At 55.0% G+C, this 24,786-nt stretch carries 25 protein-coding genes and 1 pseudogene; 11 read left to right on the top strand and 15 right to left on the bottom strand.

The features are described 5' to 3' along the window. Positions 1 to 51: 51 nt before the first annotated feature. Both H035_RS0102440 and H035_RS0102435 read left to right on the top strand, forming a co-directional pair. On the top strand, positions 52 to 489 hold the full coding sequence (locus tag H035_RS0102440) for a hypothetical protein (RefSeq protein WP_040574323.1): 438 nt from the start codon (positions 52 to 54) through the stop codon (positions 487 to 489). After that, a complete protein-coding gene (locus H035_RS0102435; RefSeq protein WP_022947418.1) occupies positions 489 to 989 on the top strand; it encodes a hypothetical protein in 501 nt (166 codons plus the stop codon). The genes H035_RS0102440 and H035_RS0102435 overlap by 1 nt, the downstream gene beginning before the upstream one ends. A gap of 94 nt (positions 990 to 1,083) precedes the next feature. Here H035_RS0102435 and feoB read toward each other — a convergent pair whose 3' ends face one another. Together feoB and H035_RS0102425 are read right to left on the bottom strand one after the other, a co-directional pair. After that, positions 1,084 to 3,594 carry a Fe(2+) transporter permease subunit FeoB gene (gene feoB, locus H035_RS0102430; protein ID WP_022947417.1) on the bottom strand — a complete coding sequence of 837 codons (2,511 nt, stop codon included), beginning with the start codon at positions 3,592 to 3,594 and terminating at the stop codon, positions 1,084 to 1,086. Positions 3,595 to 3,622: 28 nt separating this feature from the next. After that, positions 3,623 to 4,384, bottom strand: coding sequence for a VIT1/CCC1 transporter family protein (locus H035_RS0102425; RefSeq protein WP_022947416.1), 762 nt, complete (start codon positions 4,382 to 4,384; stop codon positions 3,623 to 3,625). Positions 4,385 to 4,551: 167 nt separating this feature from the next. Here H035_RS0102425 and H035_RS0102420 point away from each other — a divergent pair, with 167 nt between their 5' ends. After that, positions 4,552 to 5,865, top strand: coding sequence for a pyridoxal-dependent decarboxylase (locus H035_RS0102420; RefSeq protein WP_022947415.1), 1,314 nt, complete (start codon positions 4,552 to 4,554; stop codon positions 5,863 to 5,865). A gap of 85 nt (positions 5,866 to 5,950) precedes the next feature. On the opposite strand, the gene H035_RS0102415 is transcribed toward H035_RS0102420, so the two are convergent. The 3 genes from H035_RS0102415 to H035_RS0102400 form a co-directional block, all read right to left on the bottom strand. Continuing rightward, positions 5,951 to 6,334 (bottom strand): GFA family protein, encoded by a 384-nt coding sequence (locus H035_RS0102415; protein WP_022947414.1) that lies wholly within the window; start codon positions 6,332 to 6,334, stop codon positions 5,951 to 5,953. A 285-nt stretch (positions 6,335 to 6,619) separates the two neighbouring features. After that, on the bottom strand, positions 6,620 to 8,056 hold the full coding sequence (locus tag H035_RS17855) for a mechanosensitive ion channel family protein (protein WP_022947412.1): 1,437 nt from the start codon (positions 8,054 to 8,056) through the stop codon (positions 6,620 to 6,622). Positions 8,057 to 8,198: 142 nt separating this feature from the next. Then, positions 8,199 to 9,074 carry a PPK2 family polyphosphate kinase gene (locus H035_RS0102400; protein ID WP_022947411.1) on the bottom strand — a complete coding sequence of 292 codons (876 nt, stop codon included), beginning with the start codon at positions 9,072 to 9,074 and terminating at the stop codon, positions 8,199 to 8,201. 70 nt (positions 9,075 to 9,144) lie between these two features. Here H035_RS0102400 and H035_RS0102395 point away from each other — a divergent pair, with 70 nt between their 5' ends. The 6 genes from H035_RS0102395 to H035_RS0102370 all read left to right on the top strand — a co-directional run bounded on the left by H035_RS0102395 (position 9,145) and on the right by H035_RS0102370 (position 14,999). Next, a complete protein-coding gene (locus H035_RS0102395; RefSeq protein WP_026596181.1) occupies positions 9,145 to 9,648 on the top strand; it encodes a PaaI family thioesterase in 504 nt (167 codons plus the stop codon). A gap of 129 nt (positions 9,649 to 9,777) precedes the next feature. Continuing rightward, positions 9,778 to 10,050, top strand: a complete 273-nt coding sequence (locus tag H035_RS0102390) for a type II toxin-antitoxin system Phd/YefM family antitoxin (RefSeq protein WP_022947409.1) — start codon at positions 9,778 to 9,780, stop codon at positions 10,048 to 10,050. A gap of 230 nt (positions 10,051 to 10,280) precedes the next feature. Continuing rightward, a complete protein-coding gene (locus H035_RS17850) occupies positions 10,281 to 10,577 on the top strand; it encodes an ectoine synthase (RefSeq protein WP_268741923.1) in 297 nt (98 codons plus the stop codon). A 56-nt stretch (positions 10,578 to 10,633) separates the two neighbouring features. Beyond that, complete coding sequence (locus H035_RS0102380; RefSeq protein WP_022947408.1) at positions 10,634 to 11,860, top strand: ATP-grasp domain-containing protein; 1,227 nt, start codon at positions 10,634 to 10,636, stop codon at positions 11,858 to 11,860. Positions 11,861 to 11,871: 11 nt separating this feature from the next. Beyond that, on the top strand, positions 11,872 to 13,902 hold the full coding sequence (locus H035_RS0102375; protein WP_022947407.1) for a hypothetical protein: 2,031 nt from the start codon (positions 11,872 to 11,874) through the stop codon (positions 13,900 to 13,902). Then, a complete protein-coding gene (locus H035_RS0102370) occupies positions 13,899 to 14,999 on the top strand; it encodes a histone deacetylase family protein (protein ID WP_022947406.1) in 1,101 nt (366 codons plus the stop codon). Before H035_RS0102375 ends, H035_RS0102370 begins: the two co-directional genes overlap by 4 nt. Positions 15,000 to 15,277: 278 nt before the next feature. Here the strand turns inward: H035_RS0102370 and H035_RS0102360 are convergent, their stop codons facing one another. The 5 genes from H035_RS0102360 to H035_RS21710 form a co-directional block, all read right to left on the bottom strand. Beyond that, positions 15,278 to 15,592: a type II toxin-antitoxin system RelE/ParE family toxin gene (locus H035_RS0102360; RefSeq protein ID WP_022947404.1), complete on the bottom strand. Its 315-nt coding sequence runs from the start codon at positions 15,590 to 15,592 to the stop codon at positions 15,278 to 15,280. 210 nt (positions 15,593 to 15,802) lie between these two features. Beyond that, positions 15,803 to 16,501: a transposase gene (locus H035_RS0102350; protein WP_022947402.1), complete on the bottom strand. Its 699-nt coding sequence runs from the start codon at positions 16,499 to 16,501 to the stop codon at positions 15,803 to 15,805. 20 nt (positions 16,502 to 16,521) lie between these two features. Then, complete coding sequence (locus H035_RS17845; protein WP_051149725.1) at positions 16,522 to 16,764, bottom strand: transposase; 243 nt, start codon at positions 16,762 to 16,764, stop codon at positions 16,522 to 16,524. 563 nt (positions 16,765 to 17,327) lie between these two features. After that, positions 17,328 to 17,477 (bottom strand): hypothetical protein, encoded by a 150-nt coding sequence (locus H035_RS21930; RefSeq protein ID WP_161623992.1) that lies wholly within the window; start codon positions 17,475 to 17,477, stop codon positions 17,328 to 17,330. Positions 17,478 to 18,477: 1,000 nt separating this feature from the next. Continuing rightward, positions 18,478 to 18,963: a DUF6650 family protein gene (locus H035_RS21710; protein WP_152485949.1), complete on the bottom strand. Its 486-nt coding sequence runs from the start codon at positions 18,961 to 18,963 to the stop codon at positions 18,478 to 18,480. 243 nt (positions 18,964 to 19,206) lie between these two features. Here H035_RS21710 and H035_RS0102320 point away from each other — a divergent pair. Both H035_RS0102320 and H035_RS0102310 read left to right on the top strand, forming a co-directional pair. Next, positions 19,207 to 20,114: pseudogene (locus H035_RS0102320) on the top strand (tyrosine-type recombinase/integrase). Beyond that, positions 20,111 to 21,229 carry an IS91 family transposase gene (locus H035_RS0102310; RefSeq protein WP_022947396.1) on the top strand — a complete coding sequence of 373 codons (1,119 nt, stop codon included), beginning with the start codon at positions 20,111 to 20,113 and terminating at the stop codon, positions 21,227 to 21,229. Before H035_RS0102320 ends, H035_RS0102310 begins: the two are co-directional and overlap by 4 nt. A 454-nt stretch (positions 21,230 to 21,683) precedes the next feature. Here the strand turns inward: H035_RS0102310 and H035_RS0102305 are convergent, their stop codons facing one another. The 5 genes from H035_RS0102305 to H035_RS17835 form a co-directional block, all read right to left on the bottom strand. Beyond that, the gene (locus tag H035_RS0102305) at positions 21,684 to 22,076 is read right to left on the bottom strand and encodes a hypothetical protein (RefSeq protein ID WP_022947395.1); all 393 of its coding nucleotides are present in this window, start codon (positions 22,074 to 22,076) and stop codon (positions 21,684 to 21,686) included. A 94-nt stretch (positions 22,077 to 22,170) separates the two neighbouring features. Continuing rightward, positions 22,171 to 23,151 (bottom strand): PIN domain-containing protein, encoded by a 981-nt coding sequence (locus H035_RS0102300; RefSeq protein ID WP_022947394.1) that lies wholly within the window; start codon positions 23,149 to 23,151, stop codon positions 22,171 to 22,173. Positions 23,152 to 23,229: 78 nt separating this feature from the next. Continuing rightward, positions 23,230 to 23,661, bottom strand: coding sequence for a hypothetical protein (locus H035_RS0102295; RefSeq protein ID WP_022947393.1), 432 nt, complete (start codon positions 23,659 to 23,661; stop codon positions 23,230 to 23,232). A gap of 42 nt (positions 23,662 to 23,703) precedes the next feature. Then, the gene (locus H035_RS0102290) at positions 23,704 to 24,216 is read right to left on the bottom strand and encodes an IS630 family transposase (protein ID WP_051149724.1); all 513 of its coding nucleotides are present in this window, start codon (positions 24,214 to 24,216) and stop codon (positions 23,704 to 23,706) included. Then, positions 24,216 to 24,698: a helix-turn-helix domain-containing protein gene (locus H035_RS17835; protein ID WP_051149723.1), complete on the bottom strand. Its 483-nt coding sequence runs from the start codon at positions 24,696 to 24,698 to the stop codon at positions 24,216 to 24,218. The genes H035_RS0102290 and H035_RS17835 overlap by 1 nt, the downstream gene beginning before the upstream one ends. Between the last annotated feature and the right edge of the window lie 88 nt (positions 24,699 to 24,786).

Below are 24,786 nucleotides of genomic sequence, written 5' to 3'. Positions count from 1 at the left end.
ATGGGCCACTCTATTCCAGCCCTGCCCAAGACACAATCTAAGGGATCACGCATGTTAAGACACCGGTTGACCCAAAGCCTCAGGAAAACAACGAGAACATTCGTCAATCTACTACCCATCATCCTGGGCATGATTTTATTGACCAGCCTTGCTAGCACCGTGTTTCCGGAACGGATATCGGCGGATTTGTTCGGTCGCCATGCCGCATTGGATGCCCTGATCGGCGCTTCCGTGGGGAGTATTGCGGCAGGCCATCCCCTGGCCAGCTATCTTTTGGGGGGAGAATTGCTCAAAAGCGGGGTGAGCCTGATCGCCGTGACGGCGCTTATTGTCAGTTGGGTCACCGTGGGGATGGTTCAACTTCCCGCCGAAGCCCTCATGCTGGGAATGCGCTTTGCGATTTACCGCAATGTCATCTGTTTCATCAGTGCGATCGCAGTGGCCATTCTCTCCTTCCACACCCTGCAACTCATCAGCCAGGTCCAGTGATGAAACCCAAGCAAAAAAAGACGGGCCCGGGCGGCTGGATATTCTTACTCCTGGTCCTTGCCGTCTATGGCCTGACCGCAGCGATTGACGCCGAGGTGGCGACGGAGGCACTCGGATTCTTCGGCAAAGTCATGCATACGGTGCTGCCGGTTCTGGTGTTGGTATTCGTCTTGCTTTTGGCTGCGGATTTACTCCTCGAACCACGCTGGATCCGGCGACAACTGGGAAAGGAATCGGGCATTCAAGGCTGGTTCGTGGCGGCGGCCGGCGGGGTGCTTGCCACCGGTCCCGTCTATGCGTGGTATGCGCTGCTGAAAGAGCTGCGAGAAAAAGGCATGTCCTCCCCGCTCATCGCTGTATTCCTATACAGTCGCGCGGTTAAACTCCCCCTGCTACCGCTCATGGTGCATTACTTCGGCACCGCCTATACCTTGGTGCTTTGTCTTTATTTGCTTGGATTTTCCTTTATCAGCGGAGTTTTGATCAAAAAACTATTGTGAGTTCGTGTTTTTCAATGCAGATACACTCATTCCCCTCTCCCGCCCGCGGGAGAGGGTTGGGGTGAGGGTGGATTAAATCCTGAGTAGAATACGATTACCCTGGCCGTCCGCGACCACCTTCATAACGCAAAATCCCGTAAATCGCCGCGAAAAACATCAGAAATCCCCCCATCCAAAATGCCGATGAAACGGGGTGCAGGGCGTAGCTCGTCGCCTGATAGAACAGCGTGGCGGTCATATAAGCAATACCGGTGGTCCACAAAAGGAGAAACAAGGCCCATCGCAAGCCGACTTCCCGGTAAACGGATACGGTGGTAGCGATGCAGGGAAAATACAGCAGAACGAACAATAAATAGGCGAAGGCGCCGGACGGGCTCTCGAAACGGCTTTTCATCTCGGTCAGAAATTCGGCCTTATCCGACGTTTTTTTCTGTCCCTGATTCCAACCAACCAACTTGGCCAGATTGGCGGGAATAGTGGCAAACGCCTTGCGGATGCCGCTTTCAAGATCAAACTCGCCTCTTTGCATGAGAGGACGGCTCGCCTGGGTATAAATCGCTTCCAGCGTCCCGATGATGACGACCTTGTGCAGCACCCCGGTAAACAACGCCACCGTCGCCGGCCAATTCTCCTCCTTGATTCCCATCGGCGTGAAAGCGGGCGTCACCCATTGGCCCGCTTGGCTCAATACGGAACGATCCATATCCTCATTGGGGAAAGTGCCATCCACACCCCAGTTGTTCAATACATGGATCACCATCACCATCGGCACGATGAATTTACCCGCCTTGAAAATAAAAGCCTTGACCCGCTGCCAAGAGTTCAACCAAACATTCTTGAGGCGAGGGGCATGATAGGGGGGCAGTTCGAGGATATGGAAGGACGCTTTTTGCCTGAGCAGGGTGTGTTTCATCATCAGACCGGTCAAGACGGCAAAGGCCACGCCGATGAGATAAAGACCGAACACGATCACATGGGTGTTTTGCGGAAAGAACGCCTCGCCGAAAAGCACGTACACGGGCAGGCGAGCGCCGCAAGACATGAAAGGGATCATGAGGATGGTCATGATTCGATCCCGCGGCCGCTCCAGGGTTCGGCTCGCCATCACCGCCGGGACGTTGCAGCCGAATCCCACCAGCATCGGCATGAAGGACTTTCCCGGCAATCCCAAAAAGCTCATGAAGCGATCCATGACGAAAGCGGCCCGGGCCATGTAGCCGGAATCCTCCAGCAGAGAGAGAAAAATATACAGAAAACCGATAATGGGAATAAAAGCGATCACTTCTCGAATGCCGTTGCCGAGGCCGCCTGCAACCAAGGCCGTGACCAACTCGGGAAACCCGAGCTTGGCAAGCAGCGCGCCGAAACCGTCCACGAAAATCGCTTGGGCCAACAGATTGAAGAACGGCTTAAAGGCTCTTCCCAAATGAATGGTAAAGAAGAACATCAAATACATGACGCCGAAAAAGATCGGCAACCCAAGCAACCGGTTGAGGACGATGCGATCGAGGGATTCGGTAATGGAACCTTGGAGGGTAAATTTTTGTTGGAGTACCTCGTGGGTCAAGGCGTGAATGAAACGGTATCGACTTTCCGCGATTACCAGGTCGGCGTCCTCGCCGGTGAGTTCTTTGATCAGGCGATCTTGTTCCGCCACGAGGCTGCGGGTTTCCCGATCCACCAAAGCGGTTGACCAAGCGTCGCCCTCCAACAGCTTGAGGGCCAGCCAACGGGTGTTTTGCTTGGGCGCCACCTGCCCGATACGCGGCTGGAGGCGCTGGATGGATTGTTCGATGACTTCCGGATAACCAATCATGGAAACAGGAATCGATTTCTCGGAGGCCAGCCGGAAGATGCTCGATTTGACCGGCTCGAGGTCTCCCGAACGCGTGCCCACCACGGGGATGGCAGGGACGCCGAGTCGCTCGGCCAATTTGGCCGCATCCAATTCGAACCCCCGCTGCTCGACGACGTCCATCATGTTGAGAATCACCAGCAGCGGCACCTTCATCTCCAAAAGCTGCACGGTCAGGTAGAGATTCCGCTCCAGGTTGGCGGCATCCACCACATTGACGATGAGGTCGGGTTCGCGAGAAAGGATAAAATCCCGGGCAAGCCTTTCATCCAAGGAAAGCGACGCCTCCTGAACATCGAGCGAATAAAGACCGGGCAGGTCCACCACCTCGACCCGTTGGCCCTGGAAGAAAAAATGGCCGATTTTCTGTTCCACGGTCACCCCGGGCCAATTGCCGACTCGTTGTCTGGCGCCGGTCAATCCATTGAATACCGTGGTCTTACCGCTGTTGGGGTTGCCCACCACGCCGACGACGAAATCGACCGCTACCCCCGCCTCTTCGCTGATCGGAATTTCCTCGGTCGCCACCCGCTCCACATGCAAGTATTCAGTTTCTTCTCTACGCAGACTGAGATCATATCCCCGCACATGGATTTCGATCGGATCCCCCAATGGCGCGAACCGGATGACCCTGAACTCGGTGCCCGGCGTCAACCCCATCGCCAGGAGTTTCTGTCGGTAGGCCGGATTTCCCTGGCCAAACCCCATCACTCGGCCTTTTTCACCGACCGAAAGGTCGTGCAATCTCATGGTTGCCAATCAGTTTTGTCAGTGGTGTTCATGCGGCCACAATACCAAATACTCCCCGCAGCAGATAGCCGGTCAAAAAAGCCAAGGCGGCGGCGGCACTCCCGGTTAGCAAGGTGTTGATTCCCGAAATAAATATCGGTTTGGCAAACACCAGGCTTTTGAGCATTCCAATCAAACAAAACATCAGGGCGGCCAGAATCGAACTCGCGATGAACTGCCGTTGCATCTCCCATCCCGGCAGAAGAAAGGGGATCAACGGCACCGCTCCAACTATCAGGAAGGCGGCAAAGGTGGTGACCGCGGACCGCAATGGACTGGGCCCGCCTTTCCGAATGCCGTGTTCTTCCGCCAGCATGGTTTCAATCCAAAGACGCCGATCTTGGGTGATGGTCTCCACGATTTGCGCCAGGATTTCTCCCTCGAAGCCCTTTTGCCGGAAGATTTGCCGGATCTCCTCCCGCTCTCCTTCGGGAATTCTGTCAATATGCTCTTCCTCGGTTCGCTGAACGCTTTCTTCGAATTCGCTTTGGGCTTTGATGGATTCGTAATTGCTGACGGCCATGCTAAAGCCGTCGGCCAATAGATTGGCAAACCCCAGAACCAATGCGACCGTGGCGGAAAACCCGGCGCCGACCGCGCCCGAGACCACCGCGAAGGTCGTGACGCATCCATCGATACCGCCCAAAATGGCGTCGGATACATACTGCGGCCTGGGCGGCCCTTGCAGCCGTTGTTTGATCGCTTCGGGGTGGTGTTCTCGCAGAAGTTTTTCAGGATCGGTTTGCTTCATTCCAGTTCCAACTCCTTAAAACCAAGGCAGCACGCTGCCGTCATAGAACGCCGGCAACCGCAAGTCAACTTGGAAGGCCGCCCAAAACAGCTACGATTACACCACACTTGACCCTAACGCCAAGCTCGTCAACCATAGGTATCAATCCATTAACCCGGTGAATCGCCATGCTGACACGACGCCGCTTCCTGGGCTACAGCGCCGCGGGATTCCTTGCAGCTACCGCGGGCTGTCGACCGGCCAATCTCAAATGGTTTTCAGATCTGCAAGAGGAACCCGCAAATACCCGCCTTTCTTTGACGGATAAAACCCGGCTTGCGGAGCTGAAAAACCGTTTTTTGGGATATCCGGTCAATATGAACACCCCGCCCGAGGCATTTTTTGCCTGGAGACATCAACTATTCGAAGCGGGGATCGATCGCTTTGCCTACAACAACGTGGGAAATCCCTTCCAACCCAGCCCCATCCCCTACAACACCCACGATTTCGAACGCGAGACCATCCTCAGATTCGGAGAATTATTCGCCTTTTCTCCGGGTAACATCTGGGGCTTTCTCTCCCATAGCGGTACCGACAGCAATATGCACGGCATGTACATGGGAAGGACCCTGCTGAAAGGCCGCACCGGCGAAACGCCGAAAGCTTATTTCACCAAAGAATCCCATTATTCGATCCAGATTCTGGCCGACTTGCTGGGACTGGAAAGAATCATGGTAGACACCTTGCCCGACAGCGGCATGGACCCCGACGATCTCGGGCAAAAGCTGGCCGACAACCCGAATCATCCGGCGCTCGTGGTGGCGACGACCGGAACGACCTTCAAGGGCGGGATCGATTGGCTCGATCCGATTCAGAAAGCTCTTCAGGGATATCCCAGTTATCTGCATTTGGACGCGGCCCTGTTCGGCGGCTACTTGCCCCATACCACTTATGCCGGAGAGGTACTGCATGCCTCCGAAACCAATCCGACGATCGGCCGATATGATTCCATCGCGGTATCCTGCCATAAATTTTTCGGCTTTCCGTCGCCCGCCGGCTTATTCATCACCACGGAAAGCAATTTCAACGAGTTCAACGAGCTATACAGCCAAATTCATAGCCCCGAGTATATCGGTCACGTGCCGGGCACGATCACTTGCTCCCGAGATGGCGTAAAACCGGCGGAATTTTATTTCTTCTCCAGTCCCTCCGCATGGGCCAAACAGACCGAGGACGCCCAAGCCGTTTTGCAAAATGCGGATTATTTGATAGGAGAAATGCAAAGTCATTTCGCTGACTTGCTACCCCAACGCGCCAATGCGCTTTCCAATACCGTTTACTTCAAAAAACCCGACGACTGGATCGTCGAAAAATATTCCTTGGCCACCATGCAGTTGGAAATCGATGGCATGAAGGAACATTACGCCCATGTCGTGGTGATGCCCCACGCGGACCGCAAGGTACTCACCGAATTTTTAACCGACCTGGACCGGACCGGCTGAGCGATCGGCCACAAACCCGATGAGTCAACCGGCAAAAGGGTCAACGCTTTTCGGTGCGCAATTCGAACACCGAGACCGGTGGCGGCTATGCTTCCTCCAGCGGTTTCAGCTTGTGCACATTGTCTTCCCAATTTTGACCGTCGAACGGTTTGGCATGAATGGATTGGACCGTTGAACCGTCCAAACAGCGAGCATTCACGCTGATGCCTTCCGGGTGGGAGCGGGGAATATAGAACGATTTGACGCCGCACGTTTTGCAAAACAGATGCTTGGCTGTCTTCGTCCCGAAGGTATAGGTTTGCAGATTTTCCTCTCCCGACAACAATCTGAACCGGGACCGGGGGACGACCAAATGCAAATACCCCGATTTCGCACAAATCGAGCAATTGCACTCGGAAACCTCCAGGTTTTCCGGCGCTTCCACTTCATAGGTTACCGCGCCGCAATGGCAGCCGCCTCGGTGAATCATAACCCCCTCCAAATTTAAAAATACGTACCCACTCGACGCCGCCGTCAATCGCCATGGAAATCGAGATTTCAGGACAATTCGCTGCGAAAAGGCAATTTCCGCATCATTTCCCTGACGGGATGGCGGCGCCACTCGGGATGCTGCTTTTGCAATTCTTTGGCCATTTTCAGCGACTTGTGGCAGCGCGCGAACAGACGACGGATCAGCGCGCTTTTTGCCCTTCTTGACACCCGAGCAGTCGATACCTTACTCCCTTAGCCGACATTTTTTCCAATTCGAAAAGGATTAGGCATCATTCCGATTTTTAAGCAAGTTGGCGCCTTCGTCGCTGGTCACGGTTTCCTCCTCCTTCAAGACCCGTTCCGTGAGGTCGACCTCTTCCGCTTCGGCATGGGGAGAAGTTGCTGCGCGTAGATCGTGCAATACGTTTTCCTCGAGTTTTGGGGCCGATTCTCCGCCGACTGCCTTTCCGGCCCGAACCATTTGAACCGGGACTTTGCCCGCCACGGTCAGCGACATGCTAATCGGAGGCGGAGTGATGCCCGCCTTTTGCAGCATAGCCTTGACGCTTAACCGAACATCGCTTTGCAGCTTGAGACCATCCACCCCCGGTATCGGAATCCAGTAATAGACCCTCAAACGCACGCCGCCGCTTTCCAGCGCCTCGACCAGCGTCCGCGGTGCCGGTGTCGGCAGAACCTCCTTATGGGTGTGCAGGGCTTCGTTGATAACTCCCTGAGCGGTCGCGGTAGAGGTTTCATAGGGAATGACCACGTCGAACTGACAGCGTACCGTCGGAGAGGCGGTTTTATTCTCCAGAATTTCCTTATAGACAATGGAGTTGGGAATCCTGACATGATTTCCCTCCAGTGTCATCAGCACCGTGGCGCGGGTATTGAGCGTTTGCACCACACCGCTGTGGCCGGCGACTTCGATCATGTCTCCGATGCGATAAGGCCGACGTATTCCCAGCAGAACCGAAGAGATGAAGTTTTCGGTAATATCGCGAAAGGCGAAGCTGATCGCCAAACCCACGGCGCCCGCCAAACCGAGCAGGGAGAATACGGTCCTGGTCAAGTCGAGCACCTGCAGAGCCACCATCAATCCAAGCAAAATAATCACGGCTCCGATGATAGGCGCGGCTACCGAGCGCAACAGGGGATTGCCGATAAAGGGAAGCAGCAGAAGCTGGGCGTGGCGCATAAACAGCTTGGCCAAGCCAATGGCCACGACGAGTACCGCCAAAGCCAGCAGCGCCAAGAGCCAGCGATTGGAAACGCTGTGCCAAAAATCTGTCAGCACTTTGTTCAACAATCGCCACGCGGTCATCACCTGGGCGTCGGTCTTCATCTGATTGAGCACCAGGTTCACCCCTTGCACGCGGCGAACGAAGTCGGTGACGCGGGTACGGGTGTCGGCATTCTCAACGTGGCCGGTCAAGGTAACGATGCCGTTCTCGAGTTCAACGTTTACTTTTCGTACTCCCGGATACTTCGGCAGCAGTTTCTCCAATGTCTGCCTGACGGAGCTATCCGGTTTGCTGATATCGATAGGTCCCGTGCCGGTCGCCGCCGTGCCTTCCGGATTTTCCTCCGTGGGTGCGGCCACTTCGGTAGAACCGCCGCCGTTCTGCGCAGCATCTGAGGCAGCCGGCAGTTGTCCCGCCGCAGTTTGCCACCCCGGCATACTCCAGAGAATGACCGCCAAAATTGGGAATTTCATAACCGAATCGCCCCCGTCAGAAAAGAACCATGGCCTCGCCAGCGTGCTCGATCCAGCCGTGGATCAGCTTCTTGGTCGTGAAACCGCTGGCGCCGCAACCGTTGCAGTTTACGCGATTCCTCCGCAAGGCGGGGTCGGCAAATTATTCTTGATCCAGCAGCCGGCGGCTTTCCTCGAATCTCACAAGATCGGCATCCGAAACGGTCGGATATCCCAGCTCCATCCGATCGAGCGTACGCCTGATGATGCGCGCAACGGTGGCCCGCATGTAAGGCTTGTCGTCCGCGGGGATCGCGTACCAGGGGGCCCAGGGGCGTGAAGTGGCGTTCAGGGCTTGCTCGTAGGCGGCCATATATTGATCCCAATGTCGGCGTTCGGCGACGTCGCTGGGGGAGAACTTCCAGTTTTTCTCCGGACGGTCGAGACGCGCATAGAAGCGGCGCTTCTGCTCCTCCGGCGAGACGTTCAGCCAGAATTTGAGAATCACCACCCCGTTGCGCGCCAGATGCGCCTCGTGGCAACGGATGGATTCGTAGCGATCCTCCCAAATCGTGTCGCGATCGACGTCCGCGGGCAGTTTCTGCGCCTCGAGAATCCCGTCGTGCACCCGCACCACCAGTACCTCTTCGTAGTAACTGCGGTTGAAGATGCCGATGCGGCCACGCTCGGGCAACCTTTGGCTGGTGCGCCAGAGAAAATCGTGGTCGAGCTCTTCGTCGGAGGGTCGTTTGAATGAATACACCTGACAGCCCGCCGGATTGACCCGGCGCATGACGTGCCGGATGGTGCTGTCTTTGCCGGCGGCGTCCATGGCCTGGAAAACGATAAGCAGGGCGTGCTTGTCATTCGCATACAGAACCCGCTGCAGATCATACAGGCGCTTTGCCTCCTTTTTCAGACGCTTTTTGAGCCGAGCGCTGTCGAGTTTGTTATCTTCCGGTGGCGTCGTTTGCACATCGGCGATGCGAAATGTCCGGTCGAAGGGGACGCGGTGTTTTTTGGGCAGATCGGTAAACATGAGGTGAATTCCTGAAATGATGGGTCAAATTTGCATGCTTGGGAAGAAAAAATTCAATGCACTTTGTTTCATGCGGCGGTACTTCAGATTTTTATCGCCTGCTCGTCGACTGGAACTCTTTCCGCCGCTTTGGCTGATGGGCGTCAAGGTGCTCGAACTGGACGACGACTTCCGCCGCGCGCGTTTCCTGCTGCCGCTCAACTGGAAATCGAGAAACATGGGGAACCACATGTTCGGCGGCAATCAAGCCTCGCTGGCGGACCCCGTCGCCGCCATGGCCTGCGTGCACCTATTCCCTGAATATAGAGTATGGACTCGCCGATTGACAGTGGATTTCAAGCATCCGGGCGCGACCGATCTCGAATTGCGATTCGAGTTTCCGCCGGCGCTGGAAGCCAAGGTGCGTGACGAACTGGCAATGCGGGGACGCAGCAATCCGGAATTTGAATATGGCTATTATCTCGCCGACGGCACCCGGTGTACCTGGATCCGCTGCACGGTGGCGATTCGCGAAGAGGGATTCCGGAGGAAAACAGGCATTGCTCCCCGTATCGACGGTCCTCCGGAGAAATAATGGCCGCCCCGCTGCGCCCGGAATCCTTTGATAAGCTCGGCTGCAAAAGACTTAACGCGCTCACGCTTGTTTTGTTGGATCTTATTGCATATATTGTACGGAATTACCGTACAACTAATAGCAACGCCTATGGATATAGTAAGTGTCAATAAGTTCAGAGACAATCTGAAAAAGCTTGTTGAACAGGTGGTTAGCAAGCATGAACCGCTAAAGGTTACACGCCGGGGCGGTAATGATTTTGTCGTGGTGAGCGCCGATGACTGGGAGCGCGAACAAGAAACGCTATTTATATTGCAGAACAGTGACTTAATGCGGCAAATAGCGGATTCTTTGCATACGCACGAGAAGGGAACAGGATACAGACCTTCAGTCGAGGAAATGGATGAGATCACTGGTCTTTGACTGATGTTTAATATTTGTAGTCAAGGGAATCATCTTAGGCTCTAGCAATGTGCTCGATGCCGACCGTCTAGGATTTCCGGCCATTGGCCCCATGCAGGGGAGCCGACCTTCACGAAGGTTCCTGGAAGATACCCATGAAAGTGATCCATTTGAATACCCTCATCGGCACCGAAAGGGCTATCGCAAGGCCGGGCCGGGAAATCCGGCATCTCCTCTTAAACTAGGACGGCATGGGCTTTTCCATGCATGAGATTATCATCCAGGTCGGTGCTGGGCTGCATCTATGGTATAAGCATCGCTTAGAGGCGGTCTACTGCGTGTCCGGAAACGGCAGCATTGAGGACTTGGAAACCGGCGAGGTCCACCCGATCCGCGAAGGCGTCTTGTATGCGGTGAACCACCACGAGCGCCATATTCTACGCGGCGGAAGCCGAAACATGCGCCTGATCTGTGTTTTCACCCCCCCGCTCACCGGACGAGAGCCCCAAGAGGAAGGTTCCTACGAGGGTATGGCAGAAGATGCTTAACCTGCCACGCTCCGGCACAACCGGCATTCCGCCCCCGTTAAATGGAGGAGTCCGACATGACTGAAAAGAACCCCGACAAGGGTTACGTAGCCGTCCTCGGCTGGAGTCTCAACGCCATCGATGCCATCGACCGCTTCGACCGACGCTATGTCATCGTCGCCCCCAAATGGGCCGAGGAATACGCCAGGCAGCATGACATCCCCTTCATCACCTGGGATTTCGAACGCCTGAACGAGCGTTCCATGGAGATTGCCGAGCGCCTCAAGTCGGAAGGCGTGGACGTGGCCATCCCCCTCTTCGAAGAGACGGTGGAATGGGCGGGTGCCATCAACTCGGTTCTCCTCGAGAATCCGCGCCTCATCGCCCAGGCCATGCTATTCCGCGACAAGGCGCTGATGAAACGCCGCGCCCAGCTCGGCGGCATCCGCGTGGGCATCTTCGAAGAGGCCCGCGACAAAAGCGACGTGATCCGCTTTCTCAAGCGAGTCAATCAAGCCCTCTTGAAATTGGACGGCGACCCCAACGATCCCATCCATTTCAAGGCTTTCGACAAGGCCGGATGCCTGGGGCATCGAGTGATTCGCACCCCGGACGAAGTGGACAATATTCCCGAGGAGGAATTTCCCGCCCTCCTGGAAAGTCATCTGGACGGTTGGGAATTCGCCGTGGAAGCCTTCATCAAGCACCGCAAGATTCAATTTCTCAATATTTCCGAATATGTCACCCTGGGCTATTCGGTATTCGTTCCCGCCACCCCGGACCTGGAGAAATGGCGTCCCCGGGTCACCGAGGAGATCGAAAAACTCATCGAAACCTTCGACATCGATTTCGGTTTCATCCATCCGGAATACTTCGTCACCAATGACGGCAATATGTACTTCGGCGAAGTGGCCTACCGTCCGCCGGGGTTCCAAGCTTTCGAGCTGATTGAGCGCGCCTACGGCTTCAATGCCTACCAAGCCCTGGTCCTGATGTTCGATCCCAAAACCACCCAGGCGGAGATCGAGGCCTTCTTTCCGCGCCCCGTGGTGGACGCCAAGGGCCATGCCGGCTGCTTCGGCGTCTATCCGCGCCGGCGCGTGGTCAGCCAGTTGCGCATCCCCGAGGAGACGGAGAACGACCCCTATTTCGAATTCCATGAGCTCTCCTCGCCCATGGAAAATAAAGTACCCAAGCGCACCGCCTTCGGCACCCACTGGGGACTATTGCACTTCTTCGGCGAAAACCCCTATCGTATGCGGGACTTGCTCAAAGCTCAGGAAAAGCTGGACTTTTACATCTGACGAGGTAAGCCATGACCTCCCCCGAGGAACCGGCGTCCGTTGAAGCACAACGACGGCTGCTGGACGAAAAGTTGGAACACGCTTTGAGCAGCCTGGAGGCGGCCCGGCCCTTCGCCAAGCCCCGCCACCAGCACGCCGTGTTGGAACTAGCCGGACGCATGATGGGCCAACCCGGCGGATTGGAGCGGCTCTACCAACTGGCTCCCCGGATGGACATCGCCGGCCTATTCACAGGCACCGATTGGGACGATCCGAGCGCGCTGTTGCCGAGCCTGGTGCGCAACACGCTGGAGCATGGCGCCAAAGCCACGGTGGTGCTCGACTGCATGAGCCACCTGCGTCTGTTGGCGGTAGCCAACGGCGCCTGCACTCACCCGGGGATATCGGCGGAATCGGCTCGGCACTTCCTGATTCAGGTGCTGGCGCTCAATTTGAGTCGTCTGTTCGGAGTCCCCGAAGAAACCCTGCGGGTGCGCCTGGGGTCTCTGGGCGAGCCGGTGGAGGCGTTGTTCCGCTATTTGCTGGCCCAGATCGGCTTCGAGGACATTTTAGGCAATCTGATGGAGGAAATTTGGCGCATCCTGACCCAGCGCCCGATTCAGGTGGACCATGTCAAGGCCATGGTGACCCAAATCGCCGTCACCCTGAGCCAGGGAGTGGGCGACATCGGCGACGCCCGGCTGATCAGCGCCCTCTTCGGCCCCACCCAAGGCTGCCTGGACGACCCCGGCGTGGAAGCCTACCGAGCACGCCTGGAAACCATGGATTTCTCCACCCTTCAACAGGAGGCCTATGGCTTCGCCCGGGCCATGCACGATACCGGCCTGGTATCGGACTATCACGCCACGTTCCTGCGCTGGCTGCTGGCGAATGACCAGGCATCATTGATTGCGGGTGCCCTGGGCTTGAGCAGTACCGGCCTGGATGTCTTGCGCAGCTACCAGAACTTGGTCCACCGATTGATCGAAGAGGCGGTATACCCGCAGACCGCCCAGACCATTTACGGCCTGGCCATGCTGCTGGAGCGCGGCATCCTTTACGCCCCGCCTATCGCTCCGGGATTGTGGCGCCAGATCGGTCTGCGCCTGTCGGCTCGGAATGAAGCGAATCTCACCGCCGTCTTCGGCGATGCGTTGCCTTCCCGGGGACGCCTGTTAGCGGGCGTGATCTCGCTGTTGGGCCAGCCCCTGGGCATCGGTCAGGGCAACAACCCTACCTGCCAGTCGGCGCGGGCGCTCTCCATGTGGTCCTACAACGATCCCGACTATCTGTTGCACCTGATCGCCCAGGCCGCTCGTTTCGACAGCATCCTGATGCATTTCGAGGGCCGCCCCATCGCCTCCGCCGAACTGCCGGCGGGCCTGGCTCGAAACCTCCCCCTCGACACCGATCCGCTGTCCGTAGTGTTAGTGCCCCATCTGGATCGGATCTATAACGAAATGGGACGGCTGTGTAGGACGCGCGACCAGGATCCGCACCGCTGGATCAATCCCGAGTTCCATGGTTGGTGGGTCGGGCGTGAGTTTTTGATCGCCGTGGACGTGACCACCGGCACTCTGAAAAACTACGACGTCTACCTGGCGCACTTCTATCACAGCTATCATCCATTCTATAACGGCAATCAACCCGTCATTCATCCGCAACCGGCCGGCATCGCGGTCACTGACAGTGCCGCCAGGTTCGTCGGTTGGCACGCCATCACCCTGATCCGGGTGGCGCTGGACCAAGAAGGCGTGATGCGGGTGTATTTCTTCAATCCCAACAACGACAGTGGCCAGGACTGGGGCAACGGTGTGGTGGTGTCCACCCACGGCCATGGCGAGCGCTTCGGTGAAGCCTCTCTGCCGTTCGCCCAATTAGCCTCGCGCCTATACATCTTCCACGACGACCCCGTGGAGGAACCTAGAGGCTTACCGGTCCCCCCGGAAGAATTGGAGGCGGCCAAGGCCATGGCCCTGGCCAGCTGGGCGGCGGGCCGAGTGCCTCTGACAGCGCCGCCGAACCCACCCCCGGGGACGACCGATGGCGAGGCGATTCCATGACGATCGGCGACCGGGAAGTCCTCGTCTTCCATGACGACCGCATGCTCGGCCATTCTCCGGATATCCGAGAAACGTTCCTATCGAGCCGATTGGAGCGCAAGGTCCAACAAATGATCGCCGGGCTGAGCATTAAGTGGAGTTACCCGGAACATCCGGGACGGATCACCTCGATCATGGAACGACTGCAGCGCGACCCGATTCCCGGCGTGCGCTTCGAACAGGGAACTTCGGCGACGCTCGAACAGCTCGGCCGCGTCCATACCTCCTCCTATCTCAAATCGATCCGCAATTTGCGCGGCAAGAACGCCTGGCTGGACATAGACACCACCTCGGTCTCCCCTAACAGCGTGGAGGCGGCGGAAGTCGCGGCCGGCACCGCCATCGCCGCCGTGGAGGCCGTGGTCGAGGGCCGGACCTCCAGTGCCTTCGCCCTGGTCCGCCCTCCGGGTCATCACGCGGAGCCGGTACGAGCGCGCGGCTTCTGCCTGTTCAACAATGCGGCAGTCGCCGCCGCGCACGCTCAAGCCGAGCTCGGCATGGAGCGAATACTCATCGTGGACTGGGACACCCACCACGGCAACGGCACCCAGGAGATCTTCTGGGCCGACGAAAACGTGCTGTTTTTCGATACCCATCGCGCCGCCCCCTTCTACCCGGGCACGGGAGCGCTGGACGAGGTGGGCGGCGGACTGGGCGAAGGAAAGACGGTCAATGTGCCCCTGCCCCCGGGCACCGGGGACGTGGCTATGCTGCGGGCCTATTGGGACATCCTGGTGCCCGCAGCGGATTGGTTTCAGCCGAACTTGATCGTGGTCTCCGCCGGATTCGACGCCCATCGCCTGGACCTGTCCCTGAATCTCGGTTATGAAGGTTTCAGCGCCATGACCGGCGTGCTTCAGGAACTGGCCGACCGCCATTGCGACGGGCGTCTGGTATTCGTGCTGGAGGGCGGATACAATCTAGAATCGCTCTCCGGCGGCGTAAGCACGGTGCTCGAAGTGCTGACGGGCGGCCCGCCGGCCCAAGTCGAGGAGTGCGGCCTCCGGGAGGTTCGGGCCGCCGCGGAATATCACCGCAGCGCCTTTATCGAGCCCTAAACCCGGCTGGCATCCGCAACGCCGGATTACGGCAGTTCCCCCTCATCCAGCAATCGGCGACTCTCCCGGAATTGCTCAACGTAAGTAGATTATCTGGGGATACCCCAGGGCCTGTCCTCCATTATTATTAAGCCGGGCAATCCAGCACCTCATCGAGGAACCATTGGCGATGGAAATCCTGGCGGGCAAATTCGACCCGGGACAGGACATGCCTCATTACACCTCCTTTGCCCAACGCCGTCCATCAGCCGCTTTTTGGCATCGGCTGATGGACGGCGTTATGTGCTGCCTCCGATCCGTTCCGCGATATTCTCAAGCAATCGTTTCCCATGTATCACTGCCACAATCAGAATTCTCACGGATTCGACCCGATACACTAATCGATAGCTGTAAATGAATCGCTCTCGAATATGCTCATCCCCGATCTCTGGTACGATGCGGCCTATCAACGGAAACTCGCCGGTGCTCCGTGAAACCGACAATATTTCGGTGACAACCGCCCGAGCGTAATACTCAGAATCCCGTGCGATATATTCGGCGATGGCTTCGAGATCCTCGATCGCCTCCGGCGACCACTTTACTTCGAGGTCCATCTACCTAGTTTCCTTTCGACCTCGTCCTGGCTAAGCGTCCCTTCCTTTTCGGCGCGCTCGATTCCCTTGTGGATCTTCTCCACAACATATAAGTGATACTGGACATCCTCCAATGAACAATCGTCAGGGAGTTTATCCAGAAGCGCTTTTATCTCTTCTTTAGCAGTACTCATAATTGAATATTCGGAATATTCGGGGTCAGAGTGACATTTATGCTTCAATATTACGATTTCGTGGCCTTCCCGGCTTTCTTGGCGTGACGCGTTGCTTGGTTAATGCTTCTATTTGTGATGTGAACCGCTCGTTTCCCAGCGCCAGTCCTTTATTAATATTCTCCCTGATTTCCTTTAATAAGTCTGTTCCGACATGCGCTTTAAACAAAGCGCGGTAGTTGCTCAACCGCTCATCTTTCGTTTTCCCTAAAGCCAGATATTCTGGATGCGGCGTCTGTAATTCACTTTCCACGCCCAATGCATTGACCGCATAGCTCGACCAGCTATAGTCACCGGGATCATCAACCATACCCGCTCTGACCGGATTTAATTCGATATAGCGATAGAGTTCAAGCAGATACCGCTCACTTTGAGCCAAACAGGATTTGAAACGACCTTCCCACAACGTGCCACTGCGCTGGTAGGTATGATTATAGTAGCGAACATACAGGCGTCCGATGGATTGCATCATACGGCTGATGGCATTTTCTTTCCAAGGGGTACACAGCAGATGCACATGATTGGTCATCAAGACCCAGGCATGCACATCGACCTGATGCTTCAGGGACAACTCTTTGAGCCAGTTGAGATACGCTTTCATGTCTTCTTCACTGGCAAAGCAGACCTGCCGGTTATTTCCTCGCTGTAGGATATGTTGAGGCACGCCGACAGGGGCAACCCGGGTTAATCTTGCCATTGCGTCACCAAATTTACGTGTCAACAAGGCAATGATAACAGATAAATGTTACTCTGACCCCAAATATTACACAGCAGATGCACATGATTGGTCATCAAGACCCAGGCATGCACATCGACCTGATGCTTCAGGGACAACTCTTTGAGCCAGTTGAGATACGCTTTCATGTCTTCTTCACTGGCAAAGCAGACCTGCCGGTTATTTCCTCGCTGTAGGATATGTTGAGGCACGCCGACAGGGGCAACCCGGGTTAATCTTGCCATTGCGTCACCAAATTTACGTGTCAACAAGGCAATGATAACAGATAAATGTTACTCTGACCCCAAATATTAGAGCTTCCGCCTTTTCCTTATTGGCACTGCTCTTAGCGAGTGCTTTTGCCCACAAACCGTCTCTTCGTATACCTTGTTCCAATTCTCGAAGAGTTTCCGCGTAAAGCTCTTCCTCAAGCAATCTCGAGGATATTCGGCTCTTGTTAAATATCTCTGATAAAGACATCCTAAAACCCCATCTTATTGGTCTAAGAGTTCAATAGACAGAAATCTCCAATTAGGGCAATAGACAGATTCTGTCTATGTAACTATTAACACCTAGATTTTCCAGAATTCATTTTCTACATTACCCCACTTTAGCCTGTCAACTTGGACAGAAGACTGTGAAGCACAACCCCCCCGGGGTTCATTCCATCTCCATCCGGGGGGTATAGTGACCTTGCTTATCCCTTCACCTGCTACCTTTTCAGCATAGCATTCGCTGCCACCAGATGCAGCAGGGCTTCATCCATTCCCATCAAGGCGCATCCCTGCGCCCAGCCGTCATTCAAGCCCTACCGCGACCAAAGCCGCACGCCGGTTTCCTCCTCCAACTCCTGAACCCTCTCCATCGCGTATTGCGCACTTTTGGCGATTTCGCCCAGTTCGTGGGTCAGTTGCCAGAGCCGGTGGCGTTCGATCATGAGCCATTGGCTGTCCGGCATTTCCAGGCGGCGGATGAGCTTGGCGGCTTGGTCGTCGTCCAGATCCTTTTCTTCGAATATTTGGGGTCAGAGTAGAATTTATACTTTTGCGCTCCGGGAAAATCGTGTCCGACCCCGTTTCTTTGCTTTTCTCGCTTGATGCGTGGCGCGATGTGGCCGAGCCTGTTTTTATGGTTCAGTCTGCCAATTCAGTCAACTGGAAGCCCACCGTGAATGGGCGCCGTGGGGTTTGATGCTCATAACGCTACGGTAACCGGCGCGAGGTTACGAGCGTCCGGTTGACCGCTATGTTAGCTGTTGCCATTTCGTGCTCCCTGAACCGGGGAGCCGGGAAGCGGCCCTCTCCACTCGATGTATTCTCTACCTTTCGGAGTAATTTCAATGAGGTCGCCTCTCATCACAATCAGGTTATGCTCCTCAAGGACTTGAACTATTGTACGTCGCTGCTCCGCACTGGGTATCACTTGCTGCCACCAAGCATCATACATCGTAAACGTCGGTGGATCCGGCAAACCTGCCAGCCAATCCAGCACCCGCTGGGTATTCAACACTAGAAAGCGGTTTAAGAACCGGTATTCCCACAAATGCGCACGAGCCCTCTCGGATTGCATCGCTTGGCGAAGTCGATTTGCATCTTCTTCTGAAACATTAACTCCCTCGGGTAGGTCTGAGTCAGACGACTCACCAAGCACATCATCAGTAGGGGCTTCTCCATCCCCCGTACGCCTATCGCTAGGTGGTTGCGGCGCAGATAGCTCAGCAGCCCCCCATCTAATTGACGCGATCCGATCGATCAAGGCTGTAAGCGCGACTCGGAACATCACCAAGAAAGCGACAATGACACCACCAATAACTACTTGAGGGCTCAGTATGAGCTCAAGATACGAAAGGACTATTTCATGGCCCGTCAATTGCGTTCTCCTGTACAGCTAACGCTTAAAGCACCGGAAAACAAAAGTGTAGCGAAGCGGAGCTTTTGGTTTTCCGGTGCCTTTACTTGTTACGTTTCTTCTGCCTCAATGGGCAGTATTGTTGATAAAGGCTCATCGATGCTGATGCCATACTGAGCCGCCACTTGCGCTAAATGAACTCCAAAGACTCCGCGAAGCTCACCAATTGCACTATTAAAATGCCAATTAGCAAAATGACCTGGATGAGCACCAAACTCTATAACACGCTGATCTTTTTGTACGGTATCAAGAAACTTCCTGCATGATGCTCTCATGGCCTTAATGGTGCTTGCGAGATTTGATTCTGGACTTACGTTGTGCAGTTCACCAGTAAGGATATGCCTTATTTCAATTATTGAATCTACGCAGTGACTGGGAATCTCCACTGACTCTGGAGCGTAGAGAACTCTGCGGTCTTCTAATTCATTAATCAGTCGTTGAGCAACGTCTGATTCCGGCTTTGGCGGATTCCATGAAACACCAAATATTGGAGTGCTAAATCCTGTCAACAGTTTTGTGATTTCCTTGAAATTCACTTCGTACTCTCTCCCGAAACGTAACGGATCAGCTGTTGAGCCTCGAGCATCGCAGGCAAGAGCTTGTTATACAAGCTCTTGCTGAGAAGCGCAGTGGCTCGAACGGGTTGTTCGGGTTGTTGGACGAAGCCGCTTCGCGGAGAAAAGAGAACAGCGGCTTCGTCCATTGAAATCTAAAATGTAACCTCATGCCCTCGTGTGTACGAGGGGATATTCCAGCTAGAATCATGAGGTTACAACGCCATGAAAGCAGTTTTCCAGGAGCAGTTCAAGCGCAACTACGATACCCATCTCAAGCACCTCAAGCTCAAGGGGCTGCAGCCCAAGACCATCGAGGCCTATGCCCGCGCCATCCGCCGCATCGGCGCCTATTTCGATCATCGGATCGACGATCTCTCCGAAGCACAGTTGACCGACTATTTCACCGATCTGTTGGAATCCCATTCCTGGAGTGCCGTCAAGCTCGATCTGTATGGCCTCAAGTTTTATTACACCCATGTGCTGCGAAAACCCTGGGTGGCCATCGATCTGATCAAGCCGCCCAAGGCGAAGCGTTTGCCGGATATCGTCACCGTGGAAGAGGCCCAAAAACTGTTCTTGGGTACCCAGACCCTCAGTTACCGAGTGTTCTTTTTCACCCTCTACAGCCTCGGCCTGCGTCTCGGCGAAGGCCTGCGTCTTTCAGTGGGTGATATCGACGCCGAGCGGGCGCGCGTCCATATCCGCGATGCCAAGGGCAACCAGGATCGCTTGGTGCCCCTGCCTGCGGCGACACTGCGGCTGCTGCGCCGCTTCTGGCGCCACCACCGCAATCCCGTGCTGCTGTTTCCCAATCGCCAAGGCGGTCTGAAGGGGGCGCATCGGGCCACCACGCCTTTGAATCGTGGCGGTGTGCAGTTCACGCTGCGCAAGGTGGCGGCCGAGTGCGGGTTAAAAAAAAGATCACGCCCCACAGCCTTCGCCACAGCTATGCAACCCATCTGATCGAGGCCGGGGTCGATCTACTGGAGGTGCAGAAAATCCTCGGCCACCATTCGATCCTCACCACCGCCAAGTACACCCATCTCACCACCCAGACCGGGAAGCACGCTAGCACCCTCATCAACACCCTGATGAATGGCTTTTCCATCGACGGGAGGGCGGTCCAATGATCCGACTCTCCACGATCATCGAGATTTTCGAGTCCGAGTTCTTGGCACAATATCAGGATCGGCTGTTGCCAAGCCATCGCCATGCCCTGGCCGCCCTGAAGCGCTGCCGCACCGCGCTCAGCCCCAGGATGCAGGCGCAATGCGTCGAATGCGACCAGCAGCGCTTCGTGCCCCATTCCTGCGGCCATCGCTTGTGTCCCCATTGTCAGCATCACGAAAGCCAGCAGTGGCTCGAACGGCAGCTCGGCAAGCAGGTTCCGGGCGCCTATTGCCTGTTGACCTTCACTTTGCCTGCCGAATTTCGGGGGTTGGCCTTTGCCCATCAACGTACCCTCTATGCCTTGCTGATGCAGTGCAGCTGGGAGACGCTGCGCACGTTCAGTCTCAACGACAAGCAGCTTCAGGGCACCCCCGGTGCGGTGGCCGTGCTGCATACCCATTCCCGCCGCCTGGATTATCATCCCCATGTGCACTTGGTCATGCCCGCTGCGGCCATCGATGCCAAGCGGCGGCTGTGGCGCACCAAGACCGGGAAAAACCAGGGCAAGGGGGGCGCCTATCTCTTCAGCCACAAGGCGCTCGCCAAGGTGTTTCGGGCCAAGCTGCTCGCGGCCCTGGTCCAAGCCGGACTCACGCTGCCAAGGTGTCACCCCCAAAAGTGGGTGATCGACTGCAAGCATGTCGGCAGCGGCGAAAAGGCCCTGGTTTATCTCGGCCGTTATCTCTATCGCGGCGTGCTCCAGGAAAAGGATATCCTCGCCTGCGAAAAGGGCCAGGTGACCTTCCGCTACCGGAACGGCAAAACCCGGAAGCCGGAGATCCGGACCCTTTCCGGCGCTGATTTTCTCTGGCTGCTCCTTCGGCACGTTCTGCCGAAAGGCTTTCGGCGCGCCCGCAACTTCGGCTTCCTGCACCCCAATAGCAAGCGGCTGATCCGATTGCTGCACCTGCTCTTCAAGCTCAACCCAAGCCCTGCCTTGGCTATCGTCAGAAAACGACCACCGCTCCGGTGTCCCTCCTGCGGCGGCGAGATGAGGATCGTGCGAACGCGAATCCTCTCATTGCTTTCACCCCCGTATCCACCCGACGCGTCGACGGAGGCCTTGGTGATGTAAACCTACTCTCCCAGCACAGGCGTTCGGGCAATCTGCGAATTTCGGCAGAGGGGCGCGTTCGTCCCGAATCCAGGGCAAAACAGCGAAAAATCCCGGATTTCTGTGCTTTCGCCGCCGCACCAGCGGCGACCAATCCCCCAATTTGGGGCTTGCCCGTCGGGGTCAAGCCTTTACCCCCCCGGCGTCAGAAAAGATATTTTCATAAAGGGCAACTCATTCGGAACCGGGCTTGTCCAACAAACGGTTCAGATCGTGGTTCGCTTCGCTCTCACGACCTAACCTTGTTCGATAGGCAGAGCGCGAAGCGCGGCGGCTATCAAGCCGGGCGAGTGAAGCGCAGCGGAACTCAACAGCTGATCCGATAGGACAGACCGCGCAAGCGGTCTGTCCTATCGCCCGCTACACCGGGCAATTTGGAGCGCCAGCGGAAAATTGCTCCGCGTGATAGCGCTTGTTAGCTCTTTGGTTGGCATCCGTTAAATACCAAATTATAGGTGAAGTCCTGGGTTTCTTTGGTCATGTTGGCCCAAGATATATGTGATGACTGTAAATTAGCCAGCTCATTCTTATCCTCTTCGGAAAGGATACCATCCTGTTTTTGATACTTTTCAACAAAGAATCGGAGTAGCTTTTCATCTGCTTTTCTTGACTGATATAAGCTGAATACAGGAGCTGCTTCCAGAATAATGATTTGATGCTTTGCCAAAGAGCCAGCCACTATTTTTTCATATATCGTGCAGTTGCTCTCATTTAAGTAAACACTAACCGTAGTACTCGTAATTTGCTCTGCCGATTTTTTACAGCCAAACAGCAAAAAACAGAGGGCAATAATATAAAATTTATTCATAGTTTCCTTTGGGAGCTAACGCCAACCATGAGGGGCGCATTTGGAGTGGAGCGCAACGCGCGTAGCGGAAAGTGCGTCCCTTTCCATGGCTTTGTTAGGCATCGGCTGCACGCTCCTTTTGTTCCTCAATGACACTTGTTACGATCTCTTTGTGGGCGTCCTTTTTCAAATCGGACAAACGCGGAACTGCATGCTTATTCAAGAAATCCGATACATCGTAATCCGTAACGATCCATCCGAATTGGCTATTTCCTTCAGCGGCATCAAGAATTTCTTCAACTTCTTTTAACGAAAAATAGCTGTATGCGGATAAGCGTGCAATCAGTTCATGGGTTCTAGCGAAACTACCGGATAACTCGAGCTCATCGATAAGCTCTTGTTTATCTTTGTCATACGAAAATGCGATTCCATCAAAGTGCTCCTTCGTGAAAGCGGAAAGAGTTCTGTAAACGAAAACATCCCCCTTTTTCTTTCTCTTCCACTCCTTCGTGATAAACGCACTTGGCTTCTCTTCATTGAGCGTTGAATAGAAATCACCATCTGCCGAAATGATATGAATATCGTTATTATCAGGCACTTTCTCCAAAAGGATTTCCCAATTTATTGCATCACCAAGCGAGCCATTCTTTCCAGGTGGATTCCCCCGCGCAAGGCGAATATTTGCAGCCTCTAGACGTTTGGCAGTGACTTTGGTGGAGCTAGACTCAGAAAAAATTGAAGTAATTAATTGATCTGCACGTAATTCTTCGCTTTCTATGGCTTCATTGACCTTGTCTAGAATGTTTTTGTTCAGCTCCTTAGCTTCAGCTGCAATTTCACGCAAGCGACCATATTCTTCATAGCCCTTCATAAAAGAAGGGAACTGCAGGTGAATCTTTGAGTCCTGAAACTTCTTCAGTGCATCCTTAATCTTTCCATCTCTATTCCGAACAAATTCGTCCTTCACTTGCTCCGTAACGTATACAGTCGCCGAGCCATGTTCATGGTTGGCAAATACGTCATTGAGAGCGTCAAGCTCATCACTTGAATAGTGATAAAAGCTGAGCAGGATATTGGTATCTACAAATACGTGCATGGGACCTCAATAAAGATGTCTAACGACCAAACTCACCCGCCGACGTAGGAGGTCGGGTGCAGTGCAGTGTTAGGTGCGCTAATTTTCTTCACCTGCTTGCTTTCTTAAAATCGCAAGTTGTAATTCCTCGATATTGGTTGCAAGATTATCAATTCGTTCCATGGTGTTATTGAATTCTATAATTGCATTGTCAGAATCAAAAAGCACCTCACCCTCCACCTCATCGTATTCCCACGCGCCCCATTCCCTTTCAAGAATGTGCAGAAGTAACTTAACTTCTTTCCAGAATTTCGCGTTCATTTTATATAATTCACTTTTTCTCTCTATATCTGCGGTTCGATAAAACCCTCGCATCGCTGAATTAATATCCGCAGGTGATACATTGCGCATAGTAAGAGCCTCTTTCAATCTTGGACCCATCTCTCTGATTGCTTGATCCATTGTATTGGCAGCTTGTTCTGCCTGCTCTACTTTCTTTATTGACTCACCAATATCCTCCGGCGTGCGCAATGAGCCAAACTCAAAAGCTGTAGATGCCTCCTTAAGTGCTTATCAGAAAGTCAGCATGTATTCCGAGCCAAAACCGGCCCCGATTTCACCGATTGCCTGTTCGAGTTCTTCCGGCGTGAACGTCTTGAACGGGAGCCATTCGTATTTCATCTTACGCCATAACATTTCGATGCGGTTCAACTCCGGGCTATAAGGGGGCAGGAAGTAGAAACGCAACCCTTTTTCTTCCAGCAGTTCCCAATATGGCTGCAAGGACTTGGCGGTATGGATCGAGGCGTTATCCAAAATCACCACCAACGGCTTCTTGACACGCTCCACGAGCGCCATCAGGAAGGCAAAAAAGTACAGTCCGCTGACGTTCCACCACAGTTTGGTCATAAACAGTCTGCCCGACGACAGTAACGCGCCGATCACGTTCAGACGCTTTGCCCGCTTGGGTGCAACGGCGTGCGTCTCGCCTTTCGCCGTCCACGCCGAGCGGTTCGGCGGTTGCGGCGCAAAACCCGCCTCGTCCACGTAAGCCAGTTCGATTGCACCCGCCTGGGCCTGGGTCATCAGTTCGGCGATATCCCGCTGGGCTTGCTCAAAACGTCCTTCATCACGCTTTTTTTTAAACAGTAGCGCGTGCGCTTCCAGACATAGCCCAGGCGCTTCAATTCGTTGCGCAGCGTCGTCGCGCCGATCTTCACGCCAAATTCCCGCTCCAGCCGCGTCAGTAGGACGCGCGCCGTCAACGGCTCCGCCTCGACCCAGCACCTCAACTGCACGCGGTGTTCGTCCGTCAGTTTGCTGGGCGCCCCGCTGCGTTGCCGGTCCGGCAAGCTCGCAAAACCTCTTTTCAGCCATTTCCGCCGCCGCACCCGCACCGTTTCCGGCTTCACCCCTTGCGTTTCCGCAACCTCCGCCACCGTCCGCCCCTCCGACAAGGCCAAGATCGTTTCCGCTCGGTCACGCTCCCGCCAATCCACGCCTTTTTTGATAATCGCCCGCAGCGTTTCCCGCTCGCCTTCGCTCAATTCTATCGCTTTCACGCCCATTGTCCGCTTGTCCCTCAGTTCAAAAAAACGTCATTTTAATGCATGTCAATTTGTTGCGAAGGACTTATCAGTGTTTTCTAACTGAGAA

Origin of the sequence: Methylohalobius crimeensis 10Ki, assembly GCF_000421465.1 — a bacterium.
Taxonomy (GTDB): domain Bacteria; phylum Pseudomonadota; class Gammaproteobacteria; order Methylococcales; family Methylothermaceae; genus Methylohalobius; species Methylohalobius crimeensis.
This window is presented reverse-complemented; position numbering and strand designations above follow the sequence as displayed.